This is a genomic window from Mesoplasma grammopterae ATCC 49580, from assembly GCF_000701525.1.
GTDB lineage: Bacteria > Bacillota_I > Bacilli_A > Mycoplasmatales > Mycoplasmataceae > Mesoplasma > Mesoplasma grammopterae.
Genome location: NZ_KL370789.1, coordinates 87,052 through 112,826, shown reverse-complemented (window position 1 = coordinate 112,826; position 25,775 = coordinate 87,052). Strand labels below are relative to the sequence as shown.

Genomic DNA, 25,775 nt, shown 5'->3' with positions numbered 1-25,775 from the left:
TAAATTAACTAAGAACTTTATTAGATATGTTTATAATTATAGCAAGAATTAAATATTACATATAATATCTTTAAAACAGAAATATTATTATAATTTTATACTACTAATTTAAAATAAGGTATCTTACTTTGAAAAGTAAGATACCTTTTAATTAGAAAATTATAAAAAAGATTAAATTGAATAAATTTTATTGTGATGAATAAACATAAACTATAGCTTGACCTGTGTAATAATATGAATCAGATTTTGCTTTAATTGATCAATATCCTTCAGTTCGCATATTTTCGCTAGAATAACTTGTTTCAGTAAACTGAACCATTTCAATATCATCCCACTCATAATTTCTATAGAATGCTTTTAATTGAGATTTTGCTAGATCAGGATCTCTCATATATTCAATATAAAGTTTTGCACGAGTATAACTTGTATTTGGGTCTTTAAGTGCCTGACGTTTAATTGTAAAAGTAAATTCAATTGTTGATTGATCAAAATATACCTTTGAATTATCTTTAACCTTTCAAACAACTTTACTTGGCCCTGTCTCAATAACTATATTTGAACTTATTTGTTCAATTTCTGACATATTTATGTCTTTATTTAAACTTTTAATTTTATCTTTTATAGTTGCATTTAAATTATTTTTTGTTGTGTTAAATGTTCCAAGATCTTTAACTTTAACATGTTCTTTAATATCAATACGTACGTCTCTTTCAAAATTCACAGTTGTTGTTTCTGAGAAGTATTCATAAGATCCTTCTTTAACCTTAATAGTTGCTGAACTGTTAGTAATATTTGAAACACTTAATTCTTCAATTTTTAATGAAGCATTTAATTTTAACATTTGATTTAATATATCTATTTCATTTGTTTCTTGTTTAAATGCAAAGTAGCCTAATTCTTTTGTTATTAAATCTGTTGATAATTTAATACGTGAATCAATTTTAGAATTAATTTTCATTGTTTTAGCTGTAACTGTTTCATCACTTCATTTTGATAAACTAGCATCCTTCAAGTCTATAACAATTTCGATTTCAGCTGTACCCACTTTTACTTCAGATGATGATGTTACAGAAGAAATAATAACTTCTTTTGGCATTTTCAATTCTTCAATAGTATTAATTGCCTCATCAACGGATTTAAAAGTTTTATTATCATTAGCTTTATTAATTAAAGTTTGCACACTTTCAAATTTTACAATTGTTCTTCCATCAATTTCTGCTAAAACCTCCAAGGCTTTATCTTCAGTTGTTCCATCGCTTCATTTAAATAATTTGTCATCTATTTTAATTTCTACTGTGTATTCAACATTTCCATAAATTGTTGTACTTTTAGGTATTATCGATGATATTTCAATTCCTTCTTCAAGGTTAGCTTCAGCTATTGCTGCTTCAGCATTTGTCATTGATTTAAAAATTTTTCCAGCAACAGTTTGATTAATTTGTGAGCTTGCGGTTTCAAAATCAATTTGCTTTCTTCCATCAATATTTGCTGAAACACTAATTTTTTTATTTGTAACTGTTTCATCTTTTCACTTATTATTTTCTGTATCATTAATTTTTAATTCAATTACGAATTCAACTGACCCAAAAATCGTTGAAGTAGAAGATTCAATTTTTGAAATGCTTATTTCGCTAGGTATTTGAACATTTCTAATTGTTTTTTCAGCTTCTTCTACAGAAGTATAAGTATTATCTTTTAATGTATTACTTATTGCTGTTTGAACAGCTTCATAATCTAAGATTTTTCTATTTTCTACTTTAGCCTTAAAAGTATTAGGAATATTATTAATAGTTCCATCTTTTCATTTTGAGTTTTCGCTGTCTTTCAAGACTAAATCATAACTAAATTCAACTTCTTTAGTAGCTATTTTATTATCAGGGAATACTTCTGTTAAGTTTTTAATTTCTACAGCTGAGTTAATATTAATTTCATTAACTGCTTCTTTAACTGCTTGTGTAGATAAAAAATAATTATTTTCAACAACGTCATTTATTTGTTTTTGAATTTCTGAAAAATCAATGTAATTGCGTTCGTCAATATAAGAAGAAACACTAAAATTAGTACCATTATCATTTTCTGCTCATTTTTTTGTTGAATCTAAGTCTACATTTACTTGATAATCAATTTGATATAATTTTTTATTATTTGGATTAATAATTTTTTCTTCAGGATTAATATAAATAATATTAACTCCTTCTTGAATTTCATTATTTGTTAATAATTCAAATTTAGAGTCAAATGATGAATTGTAAGTTTTAAATGAAAAGTTTTCGTCTAGTGACTTTTGAATAGCATCATGGTCAATAATTTGACGCGAATCAATGAAAGCTGTAACTGTTAATAATATCGTATTTGATTTATTATTATCTCATTTAAATTTATTTTCATCAGTAATTGTAATTTCCACATTAAAAACTTCATAATTTTGTTTGTGATTTGTTTGAGTATTGTTCAATGAAGCTTTATACTGCAAACCATCAATAGAATTTTTTGCTATTATGTCTATAACTTCACTACTACTTGAAAAAGTTTTATCTTTTAATTGATCTTCAAGATTTTCTCTAACATTGCTTAATTTTAGTATATTAATTTGCTTTATGCTATTTTGTTTTTCTACTTGATTTTGCACAATAAGAGGATATATAGAACCGGTAGTTCCCACAAAAAGGATAGACATAATCGATAATAATTTTTTCATAATTTTTAACCTTTACTTTCTATTGATTTTTCGTATGTTGAAATTAAAATTTTATTTATTTCTAATCAGTGCAAAAAACTAAATTTGCATTTAGATTATTTTGCAGCTTTAGCAGTTACCATTAATTTTTGAGATGAATTGGTTCCATCGCTTCAAGTCATATTTTTATTTGGTGTTAATATTAAGTTGATAATTCATCCTTTTTCTTGACTCCCATTAGCGTCAACAAATTCAATATCAATACCATTTACTTTTTGATGTTCAACAAAAGCTTCGATTTCTTCTTTATTAGCAAAACTTTCTGTTTTAAATGTGTTTGACAATGATTTCGCTGCTTCTGAAAAGTCTACACGATTATCATATACCTTAGATTTAATTTCAAATGTTAGTGGTTCATTACTATCGTCTTTGATGTCTCATCTATATTCACCATCTATAGCAACAATAACTTGAATATTTGTTTCATCATCAACAACATTAATTTTAATATTTAAAACAGTTGCTCCTTCCTCAAGAGATGTATCAAGTATTGCTTGCACTAATTCACCTTGTGATGCAAAAACTTTACTTTCGACTGCGTCTTTCAATTGATTTTCAACTAAATTTTGTTTAACTTGAATTCTTGAATCAATCAATGTTAGTAGATTAATTTCTTTTGTTAGAATTGTCTCATCAGATCATTTGTAAATTTTTTCATCAATTTTTGCTTCAATAATAAATTCTTTATCATAAATTGAATGTATTTGTGAAGATATATCGTTTTCTTTTACAACTAAAGAAACTCCACCATCTTTAATTGATTCTATATTGCTTTCTGTTTTATATTGCTCAATTGCATCTAAAGCTTCTTGTTCTGAATAAAACTTTATATTATTTTTCCCTAATTCATTAATAATATCAGTATTTAATTCGTTAAATGATGCCTCTTTTCGTTCATCAATTTTTAAATAAAAATTGAAAGTATTCAAATTCATAGTTTTTTCTCCTTCAACTTCATTTAATCATTTATGATTTTTATCTAACAAAACTTCTACTTCAAACTCAATATCATCATTAATAACTTTTCCTTCATCATTTGAGGCTGATTTTATGATTGCATTAGTTACTTGACCATATTCAAATTCTGTTTGTAAAATTTCTAATAAAGCTTCATTTTTTGATTTAAAGTATTTCTTGTGTTCAACTTTTCCTTCTCCCTCAGGAATTGTACTTCATAATTCTTTAAATTTAGCTAATACCTCATTTTTATCTACATTAATTCTTTCATCAATTTTTGCTATAGTAGAAACATAGAGTGTGCTCTCTAAACTTTCGTTATCTCATGTATAATCTTTTTTTAAAGTTAATGCAAGATTTAAGTGAACAAGTCCATTAATTTTATTTTCTTCTCTAACAATATATTCGCTTTTTTCTAAGCTAACTTCTGTTCCAACTAATGTTTCTTTTTGAATTGCTTCAATTGCTTCATTAATTGAAACATATGTTTGTTTTTCGGCCGTTTGCTTAATTTTACTGATTGCATCAGAAACCTTGATTGTATTAACATTAATTTCTGGGCCTGTTTGCCCTTCATTTAAATCTTCAATAATTTCAACATTTTCATTATTGATTTGTTTTATATTAATTGTGTTTGCTGTTAAAACAGAACCACTTGAAGCGATTCCTATACCAGACAAAAGTGATAATAATTTTTTCATTTTCTACCTATTTTTCTATTTTATTAATAACTAATTTAATAGTTATATTCTCGTTTGTGTTTTCTTGATCATTTCATACATAATCTTCATTTAAACTTATTTGTAAATTTGCTATAAAGTTTACTTTCATTGTTTCATCTTTATTAATAAGATCTAAATTATAACCTTTACTTGATTTAGATATTTCTTCAATCTTTTCCTCTAACTCACTAGTATTTTGAAATTTCATTGATGTTAATACTTTTAAATCATCAATTACTTGATTTAAATCAATTATTTTCGTATTAATTTTAATGTTTTGAAAACTGAATTCCTTAACTTCTTTACTTCTGTCATGTTCTCATTTATATCCATCATTTAAACCTATTTTTATCTTTAATGTGTATATATTAAAACCGTCTTCAGTTTGTTGCTGATATTCTGCAGTTTGGTTTAATATATAAGTTCCTTTTAGTTTTTCATTAGCACTTTTAAAATAATTTTGATCGACTTCTTGAATGACTTCATTAATTGAATAGTTTTTAATTGAGTTAGTGTTAATTTTTTCTATGATCTCGTTTAATTCTTTTTTGATTTCTTCTTGATAAACCAATTTACTTATATCCTTTGTAATTTTAATTTCTTTCATAATAAACTTTTCTTCAACGCCATCATTTCATTTATATAGATTGAAATCAATAGATGCTTCAATATCAATTGTTCATTTTGTTTTATTTTCACCATTAATATTTGTATTTGTACTTAAATCTAGTTTAATATCAGGGTATTTTTTTTCATAATCTTGTTTTATATATTCAAATCTTACATTCAACTCTTCTTGAGATAAATATTCTTGTTCATTTAGGCTGTTTTGTACATAATCAAATAACTCTTGCTTATTAACTATCTGTCTTTTATCAATAACAACTTGATATTCAACTTTTTGATCACCTGATATAAGTTCTTTTCATTTATAGTTTTCTTCTAATTTAAAAATAACTTCTACTCTTAATGTAGTTAATTCTGAAGATTGTTTATTTTCTAATAATATTTGATATGCTGTTAAATTAACGCCTTCTAGATTTAAATCATTTAGGCCATCTTGGTAACTCTTAAAATCATAAAATGTATTATCATTTGTATATTTATCAACATCAGTTTTAACTTCTTGAAAACTAATTATTTTTTTTGAAGATGAATTTTCACCACCGTTCACAATCATAATTCCTAAAAAAAGAGATCATACAACTATTAATAAAAGAATAATAAAAGATGCTAATATTTTTCTTTTATTTTTTTTCAAAGAGACTCCACCTTTCTTTTAAAAATCAAAACGATAAAGTGTAAAAACTTAAGTTTTGTGAATAATCTAATTATGGTTTTTTTTTTTTTTTTGTCAAGATAAAATCACACTAAAGTTTGATAAAAACAAAAAAAACACCCAGTATTGGGTGTTTTTTAAAAAAATTTTTTTATTTTTAACTAGAAAATCAATAACTAAGGTGTAGTGACTTAAAAAAATATAAATAGTTGCTTGAAAAAATACAGTTTTTATAATTTGCTTTTATTTATTTAAAATAACTACTATTTCAGATAAGTTCTTTTTAGTTAAAATATTATTCTTAAATTGTTTTATTTTATTTTTATCTTCAATTTCTTTTAAAGAAGCCTCAAATAATAAATATACTTCAAATAATGAAATTTGTTCATTAATATTATTAATACGATTATTTAATCTTTTTACTATTTTTTGTGAATTAATATCTTTTTCATTTTTTAATAGTTCAATTGTTTTAGTATTTAAGTTTATATCATTAATTGCCTTATTTAAACTTGTATTACCTGTTATTACATATTTAATATCTTTTCTAAGTGCATCAGTTTTCATATCACCTTCAGTTTGCGTTATATTTGTTATCTTTTTATAGAATGCTCCTAAAAATGGTGAAACTATTACTAAAGCAGCTGAAATTAGACTTAATAAATCTAGGGCAATACTATTATCTGTATCAGTTACAAATAAAAATATTATTGTTGCAATAGTTACAAATACTAATATAAAAAATGATGTATAAAATATTAAAAAGTTATGTATATAATTTCTTTTTTCAATATATGACTTAAAGATTAAATTTTCTTTAATTGTATTATTAAATTTCTTTATAATAACTTTTCTTCTAATTACAAATACTAAATTATGACATATAAATAATATATAACCAACCCCAGCTGTTAAAAAGATCAACCATGATCACTTAAATGAAAGTACAACCATTGCTAATATAATTAAGGCTTCCAATGCTAATAAAAAACCAATTGACAATTTTAATTTTCTTATTTTACTCTTCATTATTCTTTTCCTTTTAATATATTATATGCTTTATTTATTAGTTTCATCATTTCTTCAGCTTCTGGGTCTTTATTATTATCTGGATGGTACTTCTTAGCTAATATTTTATAAGCTTGTTTTATTTGTATATCTGAAGCTTTTAAACTAATTCCTAGTATTTCATAAGATCAGAAGTCAACGTTTGAATTAGAGCCTAATATATTTTTATGTGAAAAGTCTTCAAACCTATTTTTGTTTTCAGAAAAATTGATTTCAATTGATTCAAAATCAATTTCATATGTTGCTAATATAAATTGTTTTAATTTTTTAATAGTTAAAATGTAATTTTCATTTAATTTGTAAATGATTTCATTTATTAACTGTTCAAGTTTTTTTAAATCAATTTCTTTGAAGCTTTCATCAATTGATTCTATTTTGTTTTCAATAATATCTTGATTCATTAAAACTTTTAGTTTAAATTCATTATATAAATTTGATGAAAAATCAGTATCTGTGAATTGATTAATATTGTTTTTGATATTTTGTATTTCAAATGATAACTTATTCATTAAATTAATAGTTTTATTTGAAAAGCGTTCATAAAGAAAAAGCAACTCTACTTTAAGTTGCTCTTGTATTTTTAAGTTATTAATAAAATTAATCTTATCTTTTATCATTTAAAAGCCTCTTTATAATAAAATAACTAAAAGTTATTAAATTCATTATAATTGTTTTTTCATTCAATTTGAGACTTAAGCATTTTTTTAGCAGCCTCAAATTCTTCATCATTTAATATATTGAATTTAAATTCTCATACTTTATCTATATTTATGTTTGTTTGGATATGGCCTGTTGCAAATGCTTCAAACTGTTTTGAAAAATATTCAGTAAATAAAAAAATATAAAATGACAATCTTATCCTTTCATCATCAATTTTAATTTTATACATTCCATTAGTAACTACAATATTATCAGCATCTTTTTCAGTCATTATAAAAAATTTATCTTTGCTACCGTATAAATAACTAATAAATATATCATTTTCTTCTGCTTTTTGTTTAGCTCTATCAATTTGAGAAATTTCTCAGCTTCTCATTTTGTTTTCAAGTGAATAATACCCTTTTTTAGATTCCGAAATACTTATATAGGTATATTCTTTTTCATCCACTAATTCTATGCTTTTTGAATTAGTTATAACTATTTTACATTTATTTTGTTGTTTTAATTCTTTTAAACTAACTGCACCTTTTTGATTTATGTCTTCAATTAATTTTACATAATTATTAAGATAAAGTTCAGGTTTTAAGGTTAAAAAAGCATCATTAACTATTTGTGATTTTAATACTGTGCTATACTCTACATCATTATTTTTCTGTTCGAAGCCTTTAATTGAATTATCATACGTAAATTTTTTAAACTTATTTTCAATTTCTGTCAAATCAGAATCAATTATTTTATCATTTTGATCATCATATAAAAATGATCCAGTTTTTTCATCTCTTTTATACATTATTGATAATTTATTTGATTTAAAATCAAAACCTATTTTTTTTGGAGCTTCTACAAATATTTTATAATCTTTATCTAAAATTTCTTTTTTAATTATTAAAATATCAGTTTTAACTCCTGTATCAGCACCTTTAAAAGCTCCTGGTGGAAGAGAAATATCAGCAATAATTCTATATTTTAAACAATAATTTCTTATAAAACTCATTGAACTATTATTCATATAACCAGAAGGCAAAATAATTATTAAAATACCATTTTCTTTAAGTAATTTAATAGATCTTTCTATAAATAAAATTCCTAATTCCTTATTTGCTTTTTCATTTTCTACAATTTTATATTGTTTCATAATTTCATTTGAGCCATCTCATTTTGTTTTTGAACCAAAAGGCGGATTTGTAATAACATAATCGAAAGAGTTATTTTTATAATCAAATCTTTCTATAGAATCTAATTGTTCAATATTTGTTCTTCCATCTCCATGCAATACCATATTAATGAAAGCTACTTTCAAAGCATCTTCACTTAAATCTCAATAATGTAAATTTTCTTTAATTAAAGAAAAAGTATCAGAATTTTTATATTTTTCTAAAATTCCAACTAAAAAGTCTCCGCTGCCACCTGCTGGATCAATAATTCTATTATTACTTTTAACATCAATTAATGAAGCGATAAATTTTATTATAGGGATGGGTGTATAATATTGTGCTAAATCTTTTTTTAAAAAATTAGCACCAAATTTCATAAAAAATGTTTGAATAACTCCTATATCAGATTTCATAAAAGAATACTCTTCAAGTACTTCTACAATTTTATTTATTACGTCTTCTGAAAGAATAATTTGACTATTCAATTCAATTTGTGAACTTATATTATAATATTGCATTGATTTAGTGTACAAATCAGTAAAATTTTTAAAAGTGTTTTTATTTGAAATAAATTTTAAATTTTTAGAATTATATTTTTCATCATAATATTTCGCTAAAATAACTTGAAATATTCCTTCATATCTTTTTTCTTTTGAAAAACCTTTATTATGTGCTAGTTGATCAAGCTTAGAATAAAGAGAATCTATATTATTAATTTCTCTTAAATCATTAATTGCTATTTTTTTTGAATCAAAATCAAATCCATAATCAGGTAATTTTGTTATTGAGTATTTATCGTTATTGTAAAGCAAATAATTGTTTTCATCATCAAAATAAATTCCGTATTTTGCATTTAAAAGCTTTTTACCAGGTTCTAATTGCAAAATAGCTGCCTTTTCCTTATGCTTTCCATTTTTTTTAACTTCTGCTATTATTTCAACTTTTTCTTTTTTTTCATCTTTTCATATAACAAGATCTGCTCTTAATTTTTGATTAGACGTTCCTATTTTTATTATATATTCAAATTGAAACAACTCTTTAGGGTACTTTTTTTTATTTAAAAGAAACTTAACAAGTTCAATTCTTTGTCTCTCTTCAGTAAAAGATAAACCACTTTTATCTTTTTCATCTACGTTTAATAATCCTCTAATAGGACAATAAAGTTTTGTATTCATTAGTGCCTCCATATTTCAATACTATTTTTATTTTAACATTTTATTATATTTTTAAAGTTAAAACACTATAAAGCATTAAAACTTATTTCTTTTTTTCCTATATATGCTTTATCAATAATTCCTTTTTTGGTATCATTAAAATTTTTTATTATTAATTTACCTTCTGAATAAATTTTAGTTTCTTTAATATCAATTTTTAAATTTACTAATTGTCCATTATAAATGGCAATACCTTTCTTATAATATGAGTTTTAGATTTACGCTTTATACTTCCATCAACAATATAGAATCCACCAATTGTTCTAATTTCAGATTGTTTAAATATTGCTTTAATTTCAGCTGTTCCAGTAACTACTTTTTTCTATTCTGGATCTAACATTCCTTTAGCAGCATCTTCTAATTCCTACATAACTTAGTAAACAATGTTATGTAAACGAATTTCAATCCTTCTTTTTTAGCTTTTTTTATGTACAACTGCATCAGGTCTTACATTAAATTAATATATTTTCATCAGTTACAGTTGAAACTAAAGTAACATCACTTAATGTAATATTTTCAGTCTTAATAAAAAAATAATAATTTTAATTTTCTTATTTTAGTCTTCATTTTTTTCCTTTTAATATATTATATGCTTTTATTTATGAATTTTATCATTTGTTTTGCTCCTGGGTCTTTACTATTATCTGGATGATACTTCTTTGCTAATGCTTTGTAAGGTTATATCTGAAACATTAAATTAATTCACAGTATTTTATAAGATCAGAAGTCAATGCTTGAATTAGAAGATAATATATTTTTATGTGAAAAATCTTCAAACTTATTTTTGTTTCAATAATATCTTGATTGGTTAAAATTTTTAAATTAGCTTATACTGTTTCAATATTTTGTATATCAAATGATAACTTTTTTAATAAATTAATAGTTTTATTTGAAAAGCGTTCATAAATAAAGAGCAACTCTACTTTAAGTTGCTCTTGTATTTTTAAGTTATTAATAAAACTAGCATATCTTTATTCATAATAACCTAATAAGTTTTACATTACTACTTTTTTAATTTTTGTTATATTTTTTTCTAAATTCTTCCCTAATTTCATATAGTGATTTAAGTTTTCCTTGTCTTAAAACAAAAACATTTTCAAATGCATTAATTCTGTTTTTTTTGCCTTTAAAATTGCCAATTGCCTCATGTATAGACCAAATTTCATTTTTATAACTAACTTTTCCTTTTTTATCCTTTAAAGAAAAGCATTTAGTTCCTTTAGAATCATACATATTTTCATTTAAAAATAAATATGCTTCATTAATTAATTGTTCAAATGAAACTTTTAATGGTTTTAAATCAAAAGTATTTTGTGTGACATCACTTATTTCTGGTTCAATTAAATCTAGTCTTTTTTCACCATATTTTATATATTTTTTCTCTCTTTCAATAGTTACAAAATTTCTTCCAGTTTTTTTTGCAACAGCAGCAGTTGTCATTGTTCCACCAAAAGGGTCTAAAATCAAATCACCTTTTTTTGTAAATATAGTAATTAATCTGTATAAAAGAAGTTCAGGTTTTTGAGTGCTATGAACTTTTTTGCCAAATTCATCTTTCAACCTTTCGTTTCCTGAAGAAATAGGTATATTTCAAACTGAACCCATTTGCTTATTATTATTTAAAAATTTCCCTGTTTTGTAGTTAAAAGTAAATTTATTCTTATTACTTTTTTGTACAAGTAACATTGTTTCATGACTGTTATTAAGTCTTGTGCCTTTGAAATTTGGAGTTGGGTTAGACTTTAATCAAATAATATCATTTACTATTCAAAAACCTTCTTTTTTAAGAATATTCCCTATTTCATAAATTGATTGCATTCCAGAAATAACACAAAAAAGACCTTCATCTTTCATTACTCTTTTGACTTCTTTAACTCATTCTTTAGTTCATTTCTCATATTTTTCCATTGATTCAAATTTATCTCAATCATCATCAACGCCTTTGAATTCTTCACCATTAGCTCTTAAAAGTTTTTTATTATAATCTAATTGCATGAAATAAGGAGGGTCTGCAAAAATAAAATCAAATACCTTTTCTGGCATTTTTTTCATTTCTTGAATAGAATCACCAAATAATATTTTGTTAATTTTTTTTTCCATTTTTTACTCCTCAAAATTAATTTTATAAAACTCTCTTATCTTTTCAATATTTTCTCCATCGTTAAAAACAGTTTTTCTTAATTTTAGAATATTTTCAGAATTACCCAAAAGTTTTTTTATTTCCTTTTTATCTAAATTTTTTAAAGCTGAAAAAATTTCTTCATCTTTCCCAAAATCAGGCACAATTATATTTTTAGAATCCAATTCATTTTTATATTTAATAATATTATTTTTTATTTCATCAAAAATTTCTAAAGATTTTTCATTATAATCATTTAAAAAAGCAAATAATTCCTTTTCATAAAATAACTTTAAATAAACATTTTCAGAAAAAGTATAATTTTTTATTTTCTCTATATAAAATTTTTTGTTACTTCTAAAAAGAGGATCAATAAATCATATTATAGCTACTATTTTTTTAGAAGGATATTCTTTTTTTAAAACTTCAACTTTTCTAGAGAAATTATCTCACTGACCTCTAATTTTTGAACTATCATGGTCATCTCTGACTTTTTGTTCAATTAATATAAGATCATTTTTGTCAGAATTTACAAAAAATAATTGATCGCATTTTAAGCTCACATTTTCATTTTCAATTATATGTTTTGATATATTTTCAAAATTCAATTCATTAAAATATTCAGTTATTATGTCTTCTAAAAAATCTCCAAATTTAATTTCATTACTTTGTGTAATATTTTGCAAAATTTTAACTTCTATAGGGCTAACTCTATAATCACTACAAATTCTTTTTGAATCTTTTAATAAACCTTTAATGAAATTTGTTCAAAAAAATTCATCAATTTTTATTTTTTTATCTAATTTATTTTTAAAGTCTTTATATTCCATAATTTACCCTATTTCTTAACTTCTTCTTCCTTATATCCTTCAACAATATCGCCTTCTTTGATGTCATTAAAGTTTTTGATTGTTAATCCACCTTCAGAATTAATTTTAGCTTCTTTAATATCATCTTTTAAATGTTTTAAAGTTGCTAATTCTCCAGTATAAATAACAATACCATTTCTAATAATACGAACTTTTGATTTACGCTCAATGCTTCCATCAGTAATATGGAATCCACCAATTGTTCCAATGTCAGAGTGTTTGAATGTTGCTCTAATTTCAGCTGATCCAGTAACTACTTCTTTATATTCTGGATCTAACATTCCTTTAGCAGCATCTTCTAATTCTTCAATTACTTTGTAAATAATGTTATGTAAACGAATTTCAATTCCTTCTTCTTCAGCTTTTTTACGTACAACTGCATCAGGTCTTACATTAAATCCGTAGATTAATACAATTCCATCAGTTACAGTTGAAGCTAAAGTAACATCACTTAATGTAATAGTTCCAACAGATGCTCTAATAATGTTTAATTTAACACCAGGTATATCAATTTTAGTTAAACTTCCTTTAAGTGCTTCAACTGAACCTTGAGTGTCAGCTTTAACAATTAAGTTAATTGCTTTTAACTCACCATCATCAATATGTTTTTTAATTGAATCTAAACTAAAGATTTGGTTTGATTGACGTTCAGCTGCTAATTTCTTTTCAGCTTGTGCTTCAGCAATAGTTCTAGCCATTTTTTCATCATTCATAACAATAAATTTATCTCCAGCACTTGGAACTTCATTTAACCCATAAACAACAACTGGTTTACTTGGTCCTGCTTTTAATACTTTTTTATTAGTTTCATCTTCCATATGTTTAATATTTCCATATGTAGTTCCAGCGATAATCATATCTCTAATATCTAAAGTACCTTCTTTAACAAGAATAGAAGCAACTGGTCCTTTTGCCTTATCTAAGTGAGCTTCAATAACAACTCCTTTAGCTAACTTATTTGGATTTGCTTTATAATCTTGCATTTCAGCAATTAATAAAATAGTTTCTTCTAATTGGTCTAAACCAATCTTTTGTTTAGCACTACCTTGAACAAATGGAATATCTCCACCATATTCTTCAGCTACTATTTCATATTTCATTAATTCAGCTTTAACACGTTCAGGATCTGCTCCTGGTTTATCACATTTATTAATAAATACAATAATTGGTACATTTGCTAATTTTGCATGATCAATTGCTTCTTCTGTTTGAGGCATAACTCCATCATCAGCAGCAACTATTAAAATAACAATATCTGTTACATTAGCTCCACGACTACGCATTTCGGAAAATGCTTCATGACCTGGAGTATCAATAAATGTTATTTTTTTACCATCTTTGTTTTTAACTTGGTAAGCTCCAATTGCTTGAGTAATTCCCCCAGCTTCTCCACCAACAACATTCGTATTTTTGATAGAGTCTAATAAAGTAGTTTTACCATGATCAACGTGACCCATAATTGTTACAATTGGTGCTCTATGTTCTAAATCTTCTGGTTTATCTTCTTCACTAGCATCTAATGCTTCAAAAAAGTTTTCTTTAGTTAAAGATTCTTCTTTTCTAAAGTCAAAACCAAACTCTAAAGCAAGTTCAGCCATTTGTTCTTCTGATAACACAACATTTTGATTTAACATTAGTCCTTGTGCAAAGAAATACTTAAGTATTTCAGCAACACTTTTTCCAATTTGGCTCGCAAAATCAGCAATCCTTAAAGCTTCAGTATAAACAAATACCCCATCAATGATTCCAGTTGCAACTGTTTCATTTAATTGTTGCTTAATTTGTTTAGCATGTTGTTTAGACATTTCTTTTTTGTTTACTTGTTGTGGTTTTTTATTTGTTTTTATATTTTTAGCCATGTAAAAATCCCCTTTCTTCTATAAATTGTTTTTAATTAATTTAATAATATTAATATCATTAACACCAATCGCTACAATTGTGGTAGATCCACACGCTTGTGAAATTTCATCAACAGTTAATACATCATCAATAAATTCAATATTATAAAATTTACATTTATCACTGAATTTCTTTTTTTGACTAGCACCCATATCTGTTGATAAGATAACAAATTTTACTTTGTTTCTTTTAATTGAATCTAATAATTTTTCACCTTTAACTAATTTAGCAGAGTTATAAGCTAATCCAATAGCATTTAATAATTTAGTTTTGTTCATTAAATAACTTTTCTAATTTATCATAAATACTTAAATCAACTTTTGTTTTTAATCCTCTGCTTAAAAGGTTTTTTTGTTTAGCGATTTTAACTGAGTTTAAGTCATTCTTAACATAAACTCCACGTCCATCTGCTTTATAAGTTAAATCAATAAAAATTTCATTGTTTTTATTTAAAACAACTCTAATTAATGCTGATTTATCTAACATTTCTTTACTAACGACATCTTTTCTTAGATTATTCTTGATCATATAAATCTTCGTATTCGTCTTCTTCAAAATCTTCTTCATCTTCATCATTTAAAATATCATTAAATGATTCTAGTTCAGATTGAATTGACTCTAAATCTTTATTTTCTTCAACAACTGCATTTGTTTCTTCAATTAATTCTTCAACTTGGTTGTATTCTTCCTCAACTTCAGCTTGGAAACTCATTAATTCTTCTTCATTATTTGCTTGTGCATTTCTGAATGAATTTTTGTGGTATTCTGGTTTAACTGTTTGAGAGTTGATTTTACGTTTATTTACTTCGTTAATAAAGTCTGGGTTGTTTACTTCTTCTTCTGTAATGTTTCCATTTCATAAAACATCCATGTTGTCAGTAATAGCATTTTCTAAACTGTAAATGTTAATACGACGTTTTAATAAGTTAGCAACTAATTTAGCAGCCATTCCACCTTTACCAATAGCTAATGATAATTGTTGATTAGGAACTACTATATCAAATTCACCTTCAACTTCATTTACAGAAATAACCTTAACAGGTGCCATTGCGTTAATAATAAATGGAATGATTTCATCATCTCATTTAACAACGTCAATTTTTTCTCCTCTTAATTCTTTTGAAATGTTATTGATTCTTGAACCTTTAACTCCAACAATAGCTCCAATTGGTTCTACATCTTCATCATGAGATAAAACAGCAATTTTTGCACGTTTACCTGGTTCTCTTGAAACTGACATTACTTCAACTAATCCTTGAGCAACTTCACTAACTTCTTTTTCAACTAATTTAGCTAAGAATTTAGGTGCTACTCTTGAAACAACTAATTGTGAGTATTTATTTTCTCTAGCAACTTCTTCTAATAAAACATCAACTAATTCGTTAACAACAAACTCTTCTCTGTTGATTGTTTTTTGGTTTCATAATGAAGTATGTACTCCATCAATATCTAAAATGTATGAAGTTCCTTGATCGTTCATTCCAACGATTTTACCTCTAACAATTTCACCTTCTAATTGAATAAATTTTTCATAAATCATAGCTCTTTCAGTAGCTCTAATTTTTTGTTGGAAGATTTGTCTTACTTGTCCAACAGCTACTCTTGAGAATTCTTCATCAAAATCAATTGGTTTGTATACTTTATCTCCAACTTTAGCTTCTTTATTGATTTTTAAAGCATCTTCTAAAACAATTTCTAATCAATCATCTTCGATTTCATCATCTGTAGCTACTACCATTAATTCTTGAAACAAGTTAATTGATCCTGTTTGTTCATTAATTTCAGTTTTAACTACAGCTTCTGTATCAAAAAATCTTTCATAAGCTTTTTGGAATCCTTCTTTAATTCCTTCAATAGCAACTTCTTTGCTAATGCTTTTTTCACTTTCTAATGAAGCTAATGCTTCTAATATTTGTGCTCCGTTTACCATATTTTCTCCTTAAAATTTAACTGCATATCTTGCAAACTTTACTTGTTCATATTTAAAGTCAACTTTTTTCTTTTGACCTTTTAAAAAGTAGGTGATTCTAAATGTATCTTTGTTTACATCAAAATCTAATAAAATACCTTCTATTTCACTACTTGCATTTTTTTCTTGATTTAATTTAACATGAATATAACTGTTAACAGCTTTGACTAATTCATCTTTATTTCTGATTGGTTTTTCAATTCCAGCACTAGCTACTTCTAGCATATAAGGTTCACTTAATCCTGGGAAGTTTTCTAAAGCATCAGATAATTTTTCATTACTTGAAATAATTGAATCAAAGTCTAAAGCTTTGTTTGGTTCAGCTATATCTTCAACTAAGATTTGCAAAACATCACTTTCAAAATCAGAGAAATTATTTATTTCATATATTTGTAAGTTATATTCCTTTAAAATTGATTCAGCAATCTTTTGGATTTCATCTTTAATAGATGCAAAATTTTTCACTTAAAATCTCCTTTCAAATCAATAAGAAAGCAAGACCGATAAGTCTTGCTGTTTCATATTGTTATTTATATTATAGCAAAGAAATAAATTATAAGTACTTTTCTACTAAATTTCGTCTTTTTTGAATTTTCATTATTTCATTTTCTTTTTCACCAATTGGTGGGTAAGTTGAATTTTGAATATTCTTTATTCTTTCGTCAAAATCAATATTTAATTGTTTTTTTAATGTATTAACGTTTAAAAAATATTCTTTTAAATATTTTAAAAACTTAATTACTTCTTTTTCATCTTCAATAAAATATATAATTGTTCAATTTAAATTATGAAAATCAAAACTTCTTATATTTTGATTGCAAATTAAAATTATAAATTGTAGCTCTTCTTTATTATTATCTAAGATTATTTCAGAATTTTTGATTTTATTTAAATAATGTTTTGTTCATTCAGTTGGTCCAAAATTTAAGTATGAATCTTTTCGAATTAAGTCAAAAAAATTAAAGTCATTGCATAAATAATTTCATTTTATTCTAAAATATATTGACATACAATATTCATATAAATGCATTTGCTGAACTTTTTCACAAAAAACTAATATATTTCTTAGTTCAGTATTTTTATCTTTACTATTTAAAATTTTATATGCTATTCATATTTTGATCCAATAAGAATCATTACTTTTTTCAAAAAACCATATTTTGTTAATATCATTTTCAGAAAAATACTTAATAGTTTTATGCATATTGTAATATAACTTATGCGAATAACCCTTTTTAAGTGAAAACTGTTCATCTTTTGTTTCATCTGAGAAATCAATTTCTGACAATATATCCGATGTCATTGGTCAATTATTAAATAATATCTCACCTGAAGAATTTAAAAAAGAATAAATTTTCATAATTCTTATTTTAATTGAATCATCATTACTAATTTCATATTGTTTCATTAAACTAATTAATAAATCATGGCTTTGGAAAATTGAATAACTATTTTTATTTCCTTTATAATTGTCTCATTCTCTTTTTACAGTTTCTCATTCTGTAAAACGATAAGATAATTCATCATAAAAGATTTCAGCCAAATATTGCAAATCTTCTTGATTTATAAATTCTTTTCCACTTTTTAATATTGTATTCAAGTAAGTTAATTCTTTAGTAAAATAATTCATAGTTTTTATAGTTGACATTAAAATTATTGCTTGGTCATTAAAATTAAATTCTGATGCCAACAATAAATTTTTATTTATTCTATCTATACATAATTTTGCGTCTCTATAATTTATAAAATTAAAAAATTTTTTAATTATTAAATAATCATTTTTACTTAAGAAATTTCTATCAATATTTTGAAAGAGTATTTCATCAAAAATTTTTTCATTCTTTTCTAATTTGTAAACTTTTGAAAAATTTTTATGAATGAAATCTTTCTCATTTTCATCTGGTTCTTCAATTATTTTTTCTGAAGTGATAAAAATAAATGTTAATTTTTCACTTGATAAAGAAGAAATTTCTTTAATAAATTTTTTTTCTATATGTTGCAAACTTTGACCAAATGGTATTACTAATCTATTTATCTCATCAAAAATAATTATTTCTTTTTTATTTTTAAAAAATGAAGAAAATAAAAAAGACCTTTTTAATCTTTTTATATAATTATTTCAATGTTTAACTTTAAATAGAGATTTAATTCAAAAATAAGTTATTATTCCAAACGCTAAAGAAAATAAAATTCAAAAATAAATTGGTAAAGGTTTGATTTCAGAAGTTAGTAAAGTTATTATTGATGTTGCTAAAAATAATTCAATAACTGATCAAAAATTTATAACTCAAAAAGTGTTATTGGTGTACTCATGCATTGCGGGTTTTTTACCTTTTATTTTATCTACAACTTTAGTCATAAATACTTTAAAGTAATCTTCTTTTTGTTCATTTATTGAATCTAAGAAATGCTTACAATTTATATATGTTATATTATCGGATGATTTTTTTTCAGCTTCATTAAGTATTTTATTTATTAAAAAACTTTTACCAGAACCTGGACCACCGGATATTAAAATTGGTTTTTTGGAATTGATTTTTTCTATTTCTTCCAAGTTTAATTCATATAGAGAATCAATAACTTCTATTTCACAAGATTCATCTAGTTCAATATCTTTGAAATTTAATATTTTTCTTTTTTTATTTAAATATCACATTCGTCCTCCTTTTTATTTTAATTATAAATCTAAACAAAAAAAGAATCTTTCGATTCTTAAACTTCTTTTACAAAATCTTTTAATTCAGATCTAAGTTTTTCACCACTTATTTTTGTGCTTTTACCAAAAGCCATTGTAATGAATGGAGTTTCATAATCATGCATTAAACCTTCTTGAACTAAAAATTCAGCTAATCCTTTTGCATTAAATCCACCAATCATACAAGTATCAACATCTAAACTAGCAGCCACCGCTGTTGCTATTCCAGTTGTGATATAAGTTTGTTGACTTGAATAGTTATCTAATTGTTGATCACTTAAATTACCACCAAATAAGTTTTTATTAATATTAGCCCCATAAGTACTTCTTCCTTCAGGGTTTCCTTCAAATCTTAAATCTAACGAATGATTTGTAACTTCTTGCAATCCTTTATGATTTACACCCAATACAATAATAAATTTTGATGCATTAACATAGTTTAATTGATTATAAAAGAATGGTGCTAATTTCTCACGCATTTCTCCACGATTAATTACTAATAATCTTTGTCCTAAAATACCATATGAAGATGGAGACATTCTCATTGCTTGGATAATATCATTAAAATCAGCTTCAGGTATTTCATAATTAACATCAAAATCTCGAGCACTCCTTCTTTGTGTCATTAATTCTGCTAAATTTTTCATTTTTTTCTCTCAATCTATCTTTTAGTTAAAAAAGTCAAATTCTAATTGTTCATCTTGTGCTAAAGTATCTAATACATTTAATTGTTCAAATATTTTCATTTGTGTTTGAGTAATAGTTGTTCGCATTGTTAAGTCTTTAACACTAGTTAAAGGTCTTTCACTTCTAGCTTTAATAATTGAATCAGCCACAGCATCTCCAAGTGAATCAATTACTAAGAATGGAGGATATAATGTAGCTTCCCCAGTTGTTTCATCTTTTTCAATAATATATTTATCAGCTAAAGATTTTTCAAAGTTTAAGTTAGCCATTTTAATTCCACGACTAAACATTTCTAATCCTATTTCTAGAACTGGCATTAAAGCTAATTCTTTTGTAGTCATTTTATCTTTTTTATTTTTTCTTAATTCTAATTCTGCTAGTTTTTCTTTAACTCCATTATAACCACCTAAGAATGTTTTTAAATCAAAAGCATCTGCTCTATTAGTTAAGAATGTTGCATAGTATTCTGCAGGATAATAAATTTTATATCAAGCAATTCGATAAGCCATTAATACATACGCTGTAGCATGAGCTTTAGGGAACATATATTTAATTTTTAAACAAGATTCAATATATCATTCAGGAACATTATGCGCTAACATAATTTCTTTTCATTCTTTTCTTAAACCTTGTCCTTTACGTACTGATTCCATTATTTTAAATGAAGTAGTAGCATCAATTCCTTGACCCATTAAATAAACCATAATATCATCACGACAACCAATAACAGTTGAAATATTTGCTGTATTATTTTTAATTAAGTCTCTTGCATTTCCTAATCAAACATCAGTACCATGTGATAACCCTGAAATTTGCACTAAGTCAGCAAATGTTTTAGGTTTTGTTTCTCTTAACATTGATCTAACAAATCCTGTTCCAAACTCAGGTAAACCAATAGCTCCAGTTTTTTCTCCATTAATTTGTTCTGGTTTGATATTTAATGCAGATAGATTACTAAATAATGAATATACTTTTGGATCATTTGTTGGAATATTAATTGGATTAACTCCAGTTAAATCACCAAGCATTCTTAAAGCAGTTGGATCAACGTGCCCTAGAATATCCATTTTTAATAAGTTATCATGAATTGAGTGGAAATCAAAGTGAGTTGTTTTTCAAGAACTTGATGCATCATCAGCTGGAAAGTTAACTGGAGAGAAATCTTCAATTTCAAATTCTTTAGGTAAGATAATAATTCCTCCAGGGTGTTGTCCTGTTGTTCTTTTTACTCCTTCAACTAACTTAGCTTGTCTTTCAATTTCAATTTTTCTTGGCATATCTTCTTCTAATACACCAGTTTCTTCATAAAATGCTTTTACATATCCAAAAGCAGTTTTTTCAGCAACTGTTGAAATTGTCCCGGCTCTAAATACATTGTTTTCACCAAACATTTCTTTTGTAAAGTTATGAGCAATTGGTTGATATTCTCCAGAAAAGTTTAAATCAATATCTGGAACTTTATCTCCATCAAATCCTAAGAATGTTTCAAATGGAATGTCATGCCCATCACCAATTAATTTTTCATTACATTTTGGACAATTTTGTTCTGGTAAATCATATCCACATTTAATTTCAATTGGAGTATTAAAATCTGAATATTTACAGTTTAAACATCTATAATGTGCTTTTAATGGATTAACCTCAGTAATCTTTGAAGCAGTTGCTACAAATGAAGAACCAACACTTCCCCTTGAACCAACAAGGTATCCATCATTGTTAGATCTTTCAACTAGTAAATGTGAAATTCAATAAACAACAGCAAAACCATGTTTAATAATTGATGTTAATTCTTTTTCTAAACGTGATTCAACTATTTCAGGTAAAACATCACCATACATTGCATGTGCTGTTTCATAACATTTATCTTTTAATAAAGTATCTACGTTTTCAATGTTTGGTGTGAATAAACCATCTTTAATAACAATAATATTTGAATCAATCATATCTGCTATTTTATTTGTATTTGTAATGACCATTTCTTGCACTAAAGCAGGTTCATTTAATCAAGCAAATTCTTTAAGCATTTCATTAGTTGTTCTTAAGTATTGATCAGGATAGTCAATTAATTTGTTTTTATTTCTAAAACTAAATAATGGGTGTCTACTTCCTCCAAGTCCTTTGGCGTTGATATAAACATCACGAATTTTTTTCAATTCAGGTCTTGTATAGTGAGCATCACTTGTTGCTACTAGCATTACATTATATTTTTTAGCTAGTCTAATGATTTTTTTAATAACATCTATTAGTTCATGTTCTTCTAACTGATTATCATTAATTAAGTTTTTATAAACACTTAATGGTTGAATTTCTATATAGTCGTAAAATGAAATGATTTCATCTAGTTTTTCATCTGTTCCAATTCTAGCTATTTCAAAAACTTCTGAGTTTACACAACCAGCTCCAATTAAAATATTATTTTTTTCTTTAAATTCTTTTAATTTTTCCTTAAATATTTTAGGAGAGTTAAAAAAGTTATCAGTATGAGAAATTGAAACCAATTTAAATATGTCTTTTAACCCTTGTTGATTTTTAGCTAATACATTAACGTGAACTCCACGAGATCTTAATAAGTTAACATTATCTTTATCATTTTCAGGTTCTAATTTAATTAAATCAGCATCATAAATAATTGGTGTAGTTAATTTTAACTGAGCTATTATTTTAAAGAATAAATCATTTAAAACATCTGCATCATAATCTCCACGGTGAGCTACATGTTCATCGTATAAAATACCAAATTTTTTACATACTGCTCCTAATCTATGAGATTTTAAAGCAGGTCTAACTAATCTAGAAAGTGTTAATGTATCAATAACAGTATTTTGTAATTCACCATATCCTAATCTTTTAGATAAAATATTTAAAAAGTTAAAGTCAAAGTTTGCATTATGAGCAATTAAAATACTATCTTTAATTAATTGATAAATCTTATCAAAATCATCGTCAATATTTTTCTTATCTTCTAACATCTCAGGAGTTATATTTGTAAGATCTATTGTAAATTGTTTTAAAGGTTGTTTTGGTTTAAATAAGTAGTCATGTTTGGTTGTTTTCCCAGTTGCAGGATCAAAAACTACAGCACCAAACTCAATGATTTCATGAAACTCAGGTGATAAACCAGTTGTTTCTAAGTCAAATACAACCATTTTTGATTCTCTTATTTTTTGACCTTTAGGATTTTTAACAATTCAATAATCTTCTTTTTGAATCATATTCATTTCAAGACCATAAATTAATTTTAGTTTATCTTCTTCAGCTTTATTTTTATTAATTTTTTTTAATTCGTTATAAGCATCAGGGAAAGTTTGAACATTTATATGATCAGTAACTGCAATCGCTTTTCAATTTCATTTATCAACCATTTGTAAATAGTCTTGAATTGATGAAACACCATCCATAGCACTCATTTTAGTATGTAAATGTAATTCAACTCGTTTTTGGTTTGAATCGTCTTTAACCGCAGCTTCAGATCGAGATATTTTACCTATTCTATCAATAATAAAATTTTGCTCTTTATCAAATTGTGAATAAGATGTTTTACCTTTAACAGCTATTCAATCGCCTTTAGCAATTCTCTTATTTTTAATTTCTTCAATTCTATCTGATGATAATTCTTCTTCAGTTAAAGGATCCATAATAGTTCTTTCATCTTCTTTACCAAAATATATAGATTTGATTGATGAATTATTATCTGTTAAACCTATTGAATATATTTTACGATTATTAGCTTTAGAATCTCTTATTTCAATGCTCATTACTTTACCATGTAAAACAATATTTTGAGCATCTTCTTCAATGTCTTCAAATGAATCATAACTTGGTTTATCTAAAGATTGATTTCATTTCTGAGAATTTTGTTTTGAAATAATCATATTTTGAGATTTTTCTGTTGGTTCAGGAGCAAATTGTTTATATTGTTCTTTAGTTTGTTGTTCAATTATTAAAGATTGTTTTATATATTCTTCTGTTTTATCTTCAACTTGAATATCATAACTAAGTTCTTTAAAACCAAATTGTGTTAATTTAGCTAAACAATATTCCATTTCAATTGTTAATTGATTTTTCAATTCATTAGAATCAACAATAAATTTAATTAAATTTTCATCTGCATCATATTCAAATCCTTCAGCTTCAATAAAGTTTCAAATAATTGTTTTATTTTGAGATTTAAAATTTTTAATAAATTCAATATACTCACAAATTAATTCTTTATCTATTCTTTGGTTTTGAACATTTAAAATTAGTTTAATTTTTATTTCTTCTGATCCGACACATTTTTCATGAATTTCACTTAATACTCTTATAGGTAAAAAGTTTTTAATTTTTAATGACAATCTAAGTTTTGATTTTAAAGAGCTTATTGTAGCTTTTTCAATTTCAGAATGTTCAAAATATGAAAGTTCGCCTTCATTTAAATTGATCTTCAATTTTTGAAATAATTCTAATACCTTATTGTCTGACATATAAGCTCCTTTTTAAATTATAAAATCTTTAATTGTTACTATTACTATGAAAGTTACTAATAAAATTGCTCCAGCTGCATAAATTATTGTTTTTGATTTTTGACTGACTTCTTTTCTGGTTACTCATTCTACTAATGTTTCTCAAAACTTATATCCATCTAATGGTGGAAATGGAAGCATATTTAGCATAAATAAGTTTGCTGATATAGATGAAACATAAAACAAACGACTGGCAGCCATTGATGTAGTTGCAGCACTTGTAGTTCCAATTGATGATTTAGCAATACCAACAGGACCAGAAATAGCACTAAAATCACCTGTAAAGAATTTACCAATACCTACTAATAATGAAAATGATTGATTTCATGTTTCAACGAATGTATAACCAAATTTTTGAGCACCATTTTTAAAATGTCTATCTGGTGGTGCAATTGCTATACCATTTATTTGACCTGTTTTTCTTCATTCAGCAATTGTTTGTTCTTCACTTATAATTTTAAACTCTGTAAACTTTGTTTTACCATCAGATTTAACAGCTCCTGAATAATCATTATCTAAATTAACATAACTAAATTGATATTGAACATTGCCTGACTCAATATTGTTCTTATTTATCGTTTTCAACAATGTAGTTTTACCATCATTAAACATTTTTGAAATTTGTAAATATGTAGGGGCTAAATTAGCAGAATTTGTAGTCGTGAATTCAAAAGTGTTTTCTTCATCAATTTTTACATTTCATCCAGTAATTGCAATTTGCAAATCATTGTAAATATATTTTTCTTCTGATACTGGTGGGGTTTGACCTTCTTTTTCTTTTTCATATATCATTTTATAAGCAATAGAAGTTGTTGAAAAGTTTTGACCATAAAAATTTGGATCACTTGGTTTGTATCCAACTCCAAACATTACTGAAAAGATTAAAATATAGGCTATAAATAAATTCATTAATGGTCCAAATAAAATAAATAAAGTTTTCTTTCATTTTATAGCATAATCAATTTTTCTTATGTCAGGTATTTTTTCAAATTCTTCTTCTCTGCCTTTTGGTGGCTCAGCAAAATCGCTGGCTATAGAAACATAACCACCCAAAGGTATTAGTCTAACTGAATATCAAGTTTCTTTTGTTTTTATAACAAACAATTTAGGACCAAAACCAATTGCAAATTCAAAGACATAAGCTTTTGATAATTTTGCTACAATGAAATGTCCTAGTTCATGAAGTGTAATTAGCACTAATACAACAATGATTGAAATTAATATTGATAAAATTACTATCATTA

General features: G+C 24.9%; 17 protein-coding genes. All 17 read right to left on the bottom strand.

Annotation, left to right across the window (positions count from 1 at the left end; all coding sequences use genetic code 4):
• Window positions 1-187 precede the first annotated feature (187 nt).
• The 17 genes from T314_RS0103200 to rseP all read right to left on the bottom strand — a co-directional run bounded on the left by T314_RS0103200 (window position 188) and on the right by rseP (window position 25,773).
• Window positions 188-2,698, bottom strand: a complete 2,511-nt coding sequence (locus T314_RS0103200) for a hypothetical protein (RefSeq protein WP_029512159.1) — start codon at window positions 2,696-2,698, stop codon at window positions 188-190.
• 95 nt (window positions 2,699-2,793) lie between these two features.
• Entirely contained in the window at window positions 2,794-4,395 is a 1,602-nt protein-coding gene (locus T314_RS0103195) for a hypothetical protein (RefSeq protein WP_029512158.1), read from the bottom strand.
• Between the two features lie 7 nt (window positions 4,396-4,402).
• Window positions 4,403-5,677 carry a hypothetical protein gene (locus tag T314_RS0103190; RefSeq protein WP_029512157.1) on the bottom strand — a complete coding sequence of 425 codons (1,275 nt, stop codon included), beginning with the start codon at window positions 5,675-5,677 and terminating at the stop codon, window positions 4,403-4,405.
• Window positions 5,678-5,938: 261 nt separating this feature from the next.
• Window positions 5,939-6,724, bottom strand: a complete 786-nt coding sequence (locus tag T314_RS0103185; protein ID WP_029512156.1) for a hypothetical protein — start codon at window positions 6,722-6,724, stop codon at window positions 5,939-5,941.
• Window positions 6,724-7,380 (bottom strand): J domain-containing protein, encoded by a 657-nt coding sequence (locus tag T314_RS0103180; protein WP_029512155.1) that lies wholly within the window; start codon window positions 7,378-7,380, stop codon window positions 6,724-6,726. Before T314_RS0103180 ends, T314_RS0103185 begins: the two co-directional genes overlap by 1 nt.
• A gap of 26 nt (window positions 7,381-7,406) precedes the next feature.
• Entirely contained in the window at window positions 7,407-9,752 is a 2,346-nt protein-coding gene (locus T314_RS0103175; RefSeq protein WP_029512154.1) for an N-6 DNA methylase, read from the bottom strand.
• A gap of 1,050 nt (window positions 9,753-10,802) precedes the next feature.
• The gene (locus T314_RS0103165) at window positions 10,803-11,891 is read right to left on the bottom strand and encodes a DNA-methyltransferase (RefSeq protein WP_029512153.1); all 1,089 of its coding nucleotides are present in this window, start codon (window positions 11,889-11,891) and stop codon (window positions 10,803-10,805) included.
• A gap of 3 nt (window positions 11,892-11,894) precedes the next feature.
• A complete protein-coding gene (locus T314_RS0103160) occupies window positions 11,895-12,740 on the bottom strand; it encodes an HpyAIV family type II restriction enzyme (RefSeq protein WP_029512152.1) in 846 nt (281 codons plus the stop codon).
• Window positions 12,741-12,748: 8 nt separating this feature from the next.
• Window positions 12,749-14,638 carry a translation initiation factor IF-2 gene (infB, locus tag T314_RS0103155; RefSeq protein ID WP_029512151.1) on the bottom strand — a complete coding sequence of 630 codons (1,890 nt, stop codon included), beginning with the start codon at window positions 14,636-14,638 and terminating at the stop codon, window positions 12,749-12,751.
• A gap of 18 nt (window positions 14,639-14,656) precedes the next feature.
• Window positions 14,657-14,956, bottom strand: coding sequence for a L7Ae/L30e/S12e/Gadd45 family ribosomal protein (locus T314_RS0103150; RefSeq protein WP_036237561.1), 300 nt, complete (start codon window positions 14,954-14,956; stop codon window positions 14,657-14,659).
• Window positions 14,943-15,206: an RNase P modulator RnpM gene (rnpM, locus tag T314_RS0103145; protein WP_029512149.1), complete on the bottom strand. Its 264-nt coding sequence runs from the start codon at window positions 15,204-15,206 to the stop codon at window positions 14,943-14,945. The genes T314_RS0103150 and rnpM overlap by 14 nt, the downstream gene beginning before the upstream one ends.
• A complete protein-coding gene (nusA, locus tag T314_RS0103140) occupies window positions 15,193-16,608 on the bottom strand; it encodes a transcription termination factor NusA (protein WP_029512148.1) in 1,416 nt (471 codons plus the stop codon). The genes rnpM and nusA overlap by 14 nt, the downstream gene beginning before the upstream one ends.
• A 9-nt stretch (window positions 16,609-16,617) precedes the next feature.
• Window positions 16,618-17,112 carry a ribosome maturation factor RimP gene (rimP, locus tag T314_RS0103135; protein WP_029512147.1) on the bottom strand — a complete coding sequence of 165 codons (495 nt, stop codon included), beginning with the start codon at window positions 17,110-17,112 and terminating at the stop codon, window positions 16,618-16,620.
• A gap of 88 nt (window positions 17,113-17,200) precedes the next feature.
• Window positions 17,201-19,303: a P-loop NTPase family protein gene (locus T314_RS0103130; protein WP_029512146.1), complete on the bottom strand. Its 2,103-nt coding sequence runs from the start codon at window positions 19,301-19,303 to the stop codon at window positions 17,201-17,203.
• A gap of 56 nt (window positions 19,304-19,359) precedes the next feature.
• A complete protein-coding gene (locus T314_RS0103125) occupies window positions 19,360-19,989 on the bottom strand; it encodes an NAD(P)H-dependent oxidoreductase (protein ID WP_051612900.1) in 630 nt (209 codons plus the stop codon).
• A gap of 21 nt (window positions 19,990-20,010) precedes the next feature.
• Window positions 20,011-24,492 (bottom strand): PolC-type DNA polymerase III, encoded by a 4,482-nt coding sequence (locus T314_RS0103120; RefSeq protein ID WP_029512144.1) that lies wholly within the window; start codon window positions 24,490-24,492, stop codon window positions 20,011-20,013.
• A 12-nt stretch (window positions 24,493-24,504) separates the two neighbouring features.
• Complete coding sequence (rseP, locus tag T314_RS0103115; protein WP_167321186.1) at window positions 24,505-25,773, bottom strand: RIP metalloprotease RseP; 1,269 nt, start codon at window positions 25,771-25,773, stop codon at window positions 24,505-24,507.
• Between the last annotated feature and the right edge of the window lie 2 nt (window positions 25,774-25,775).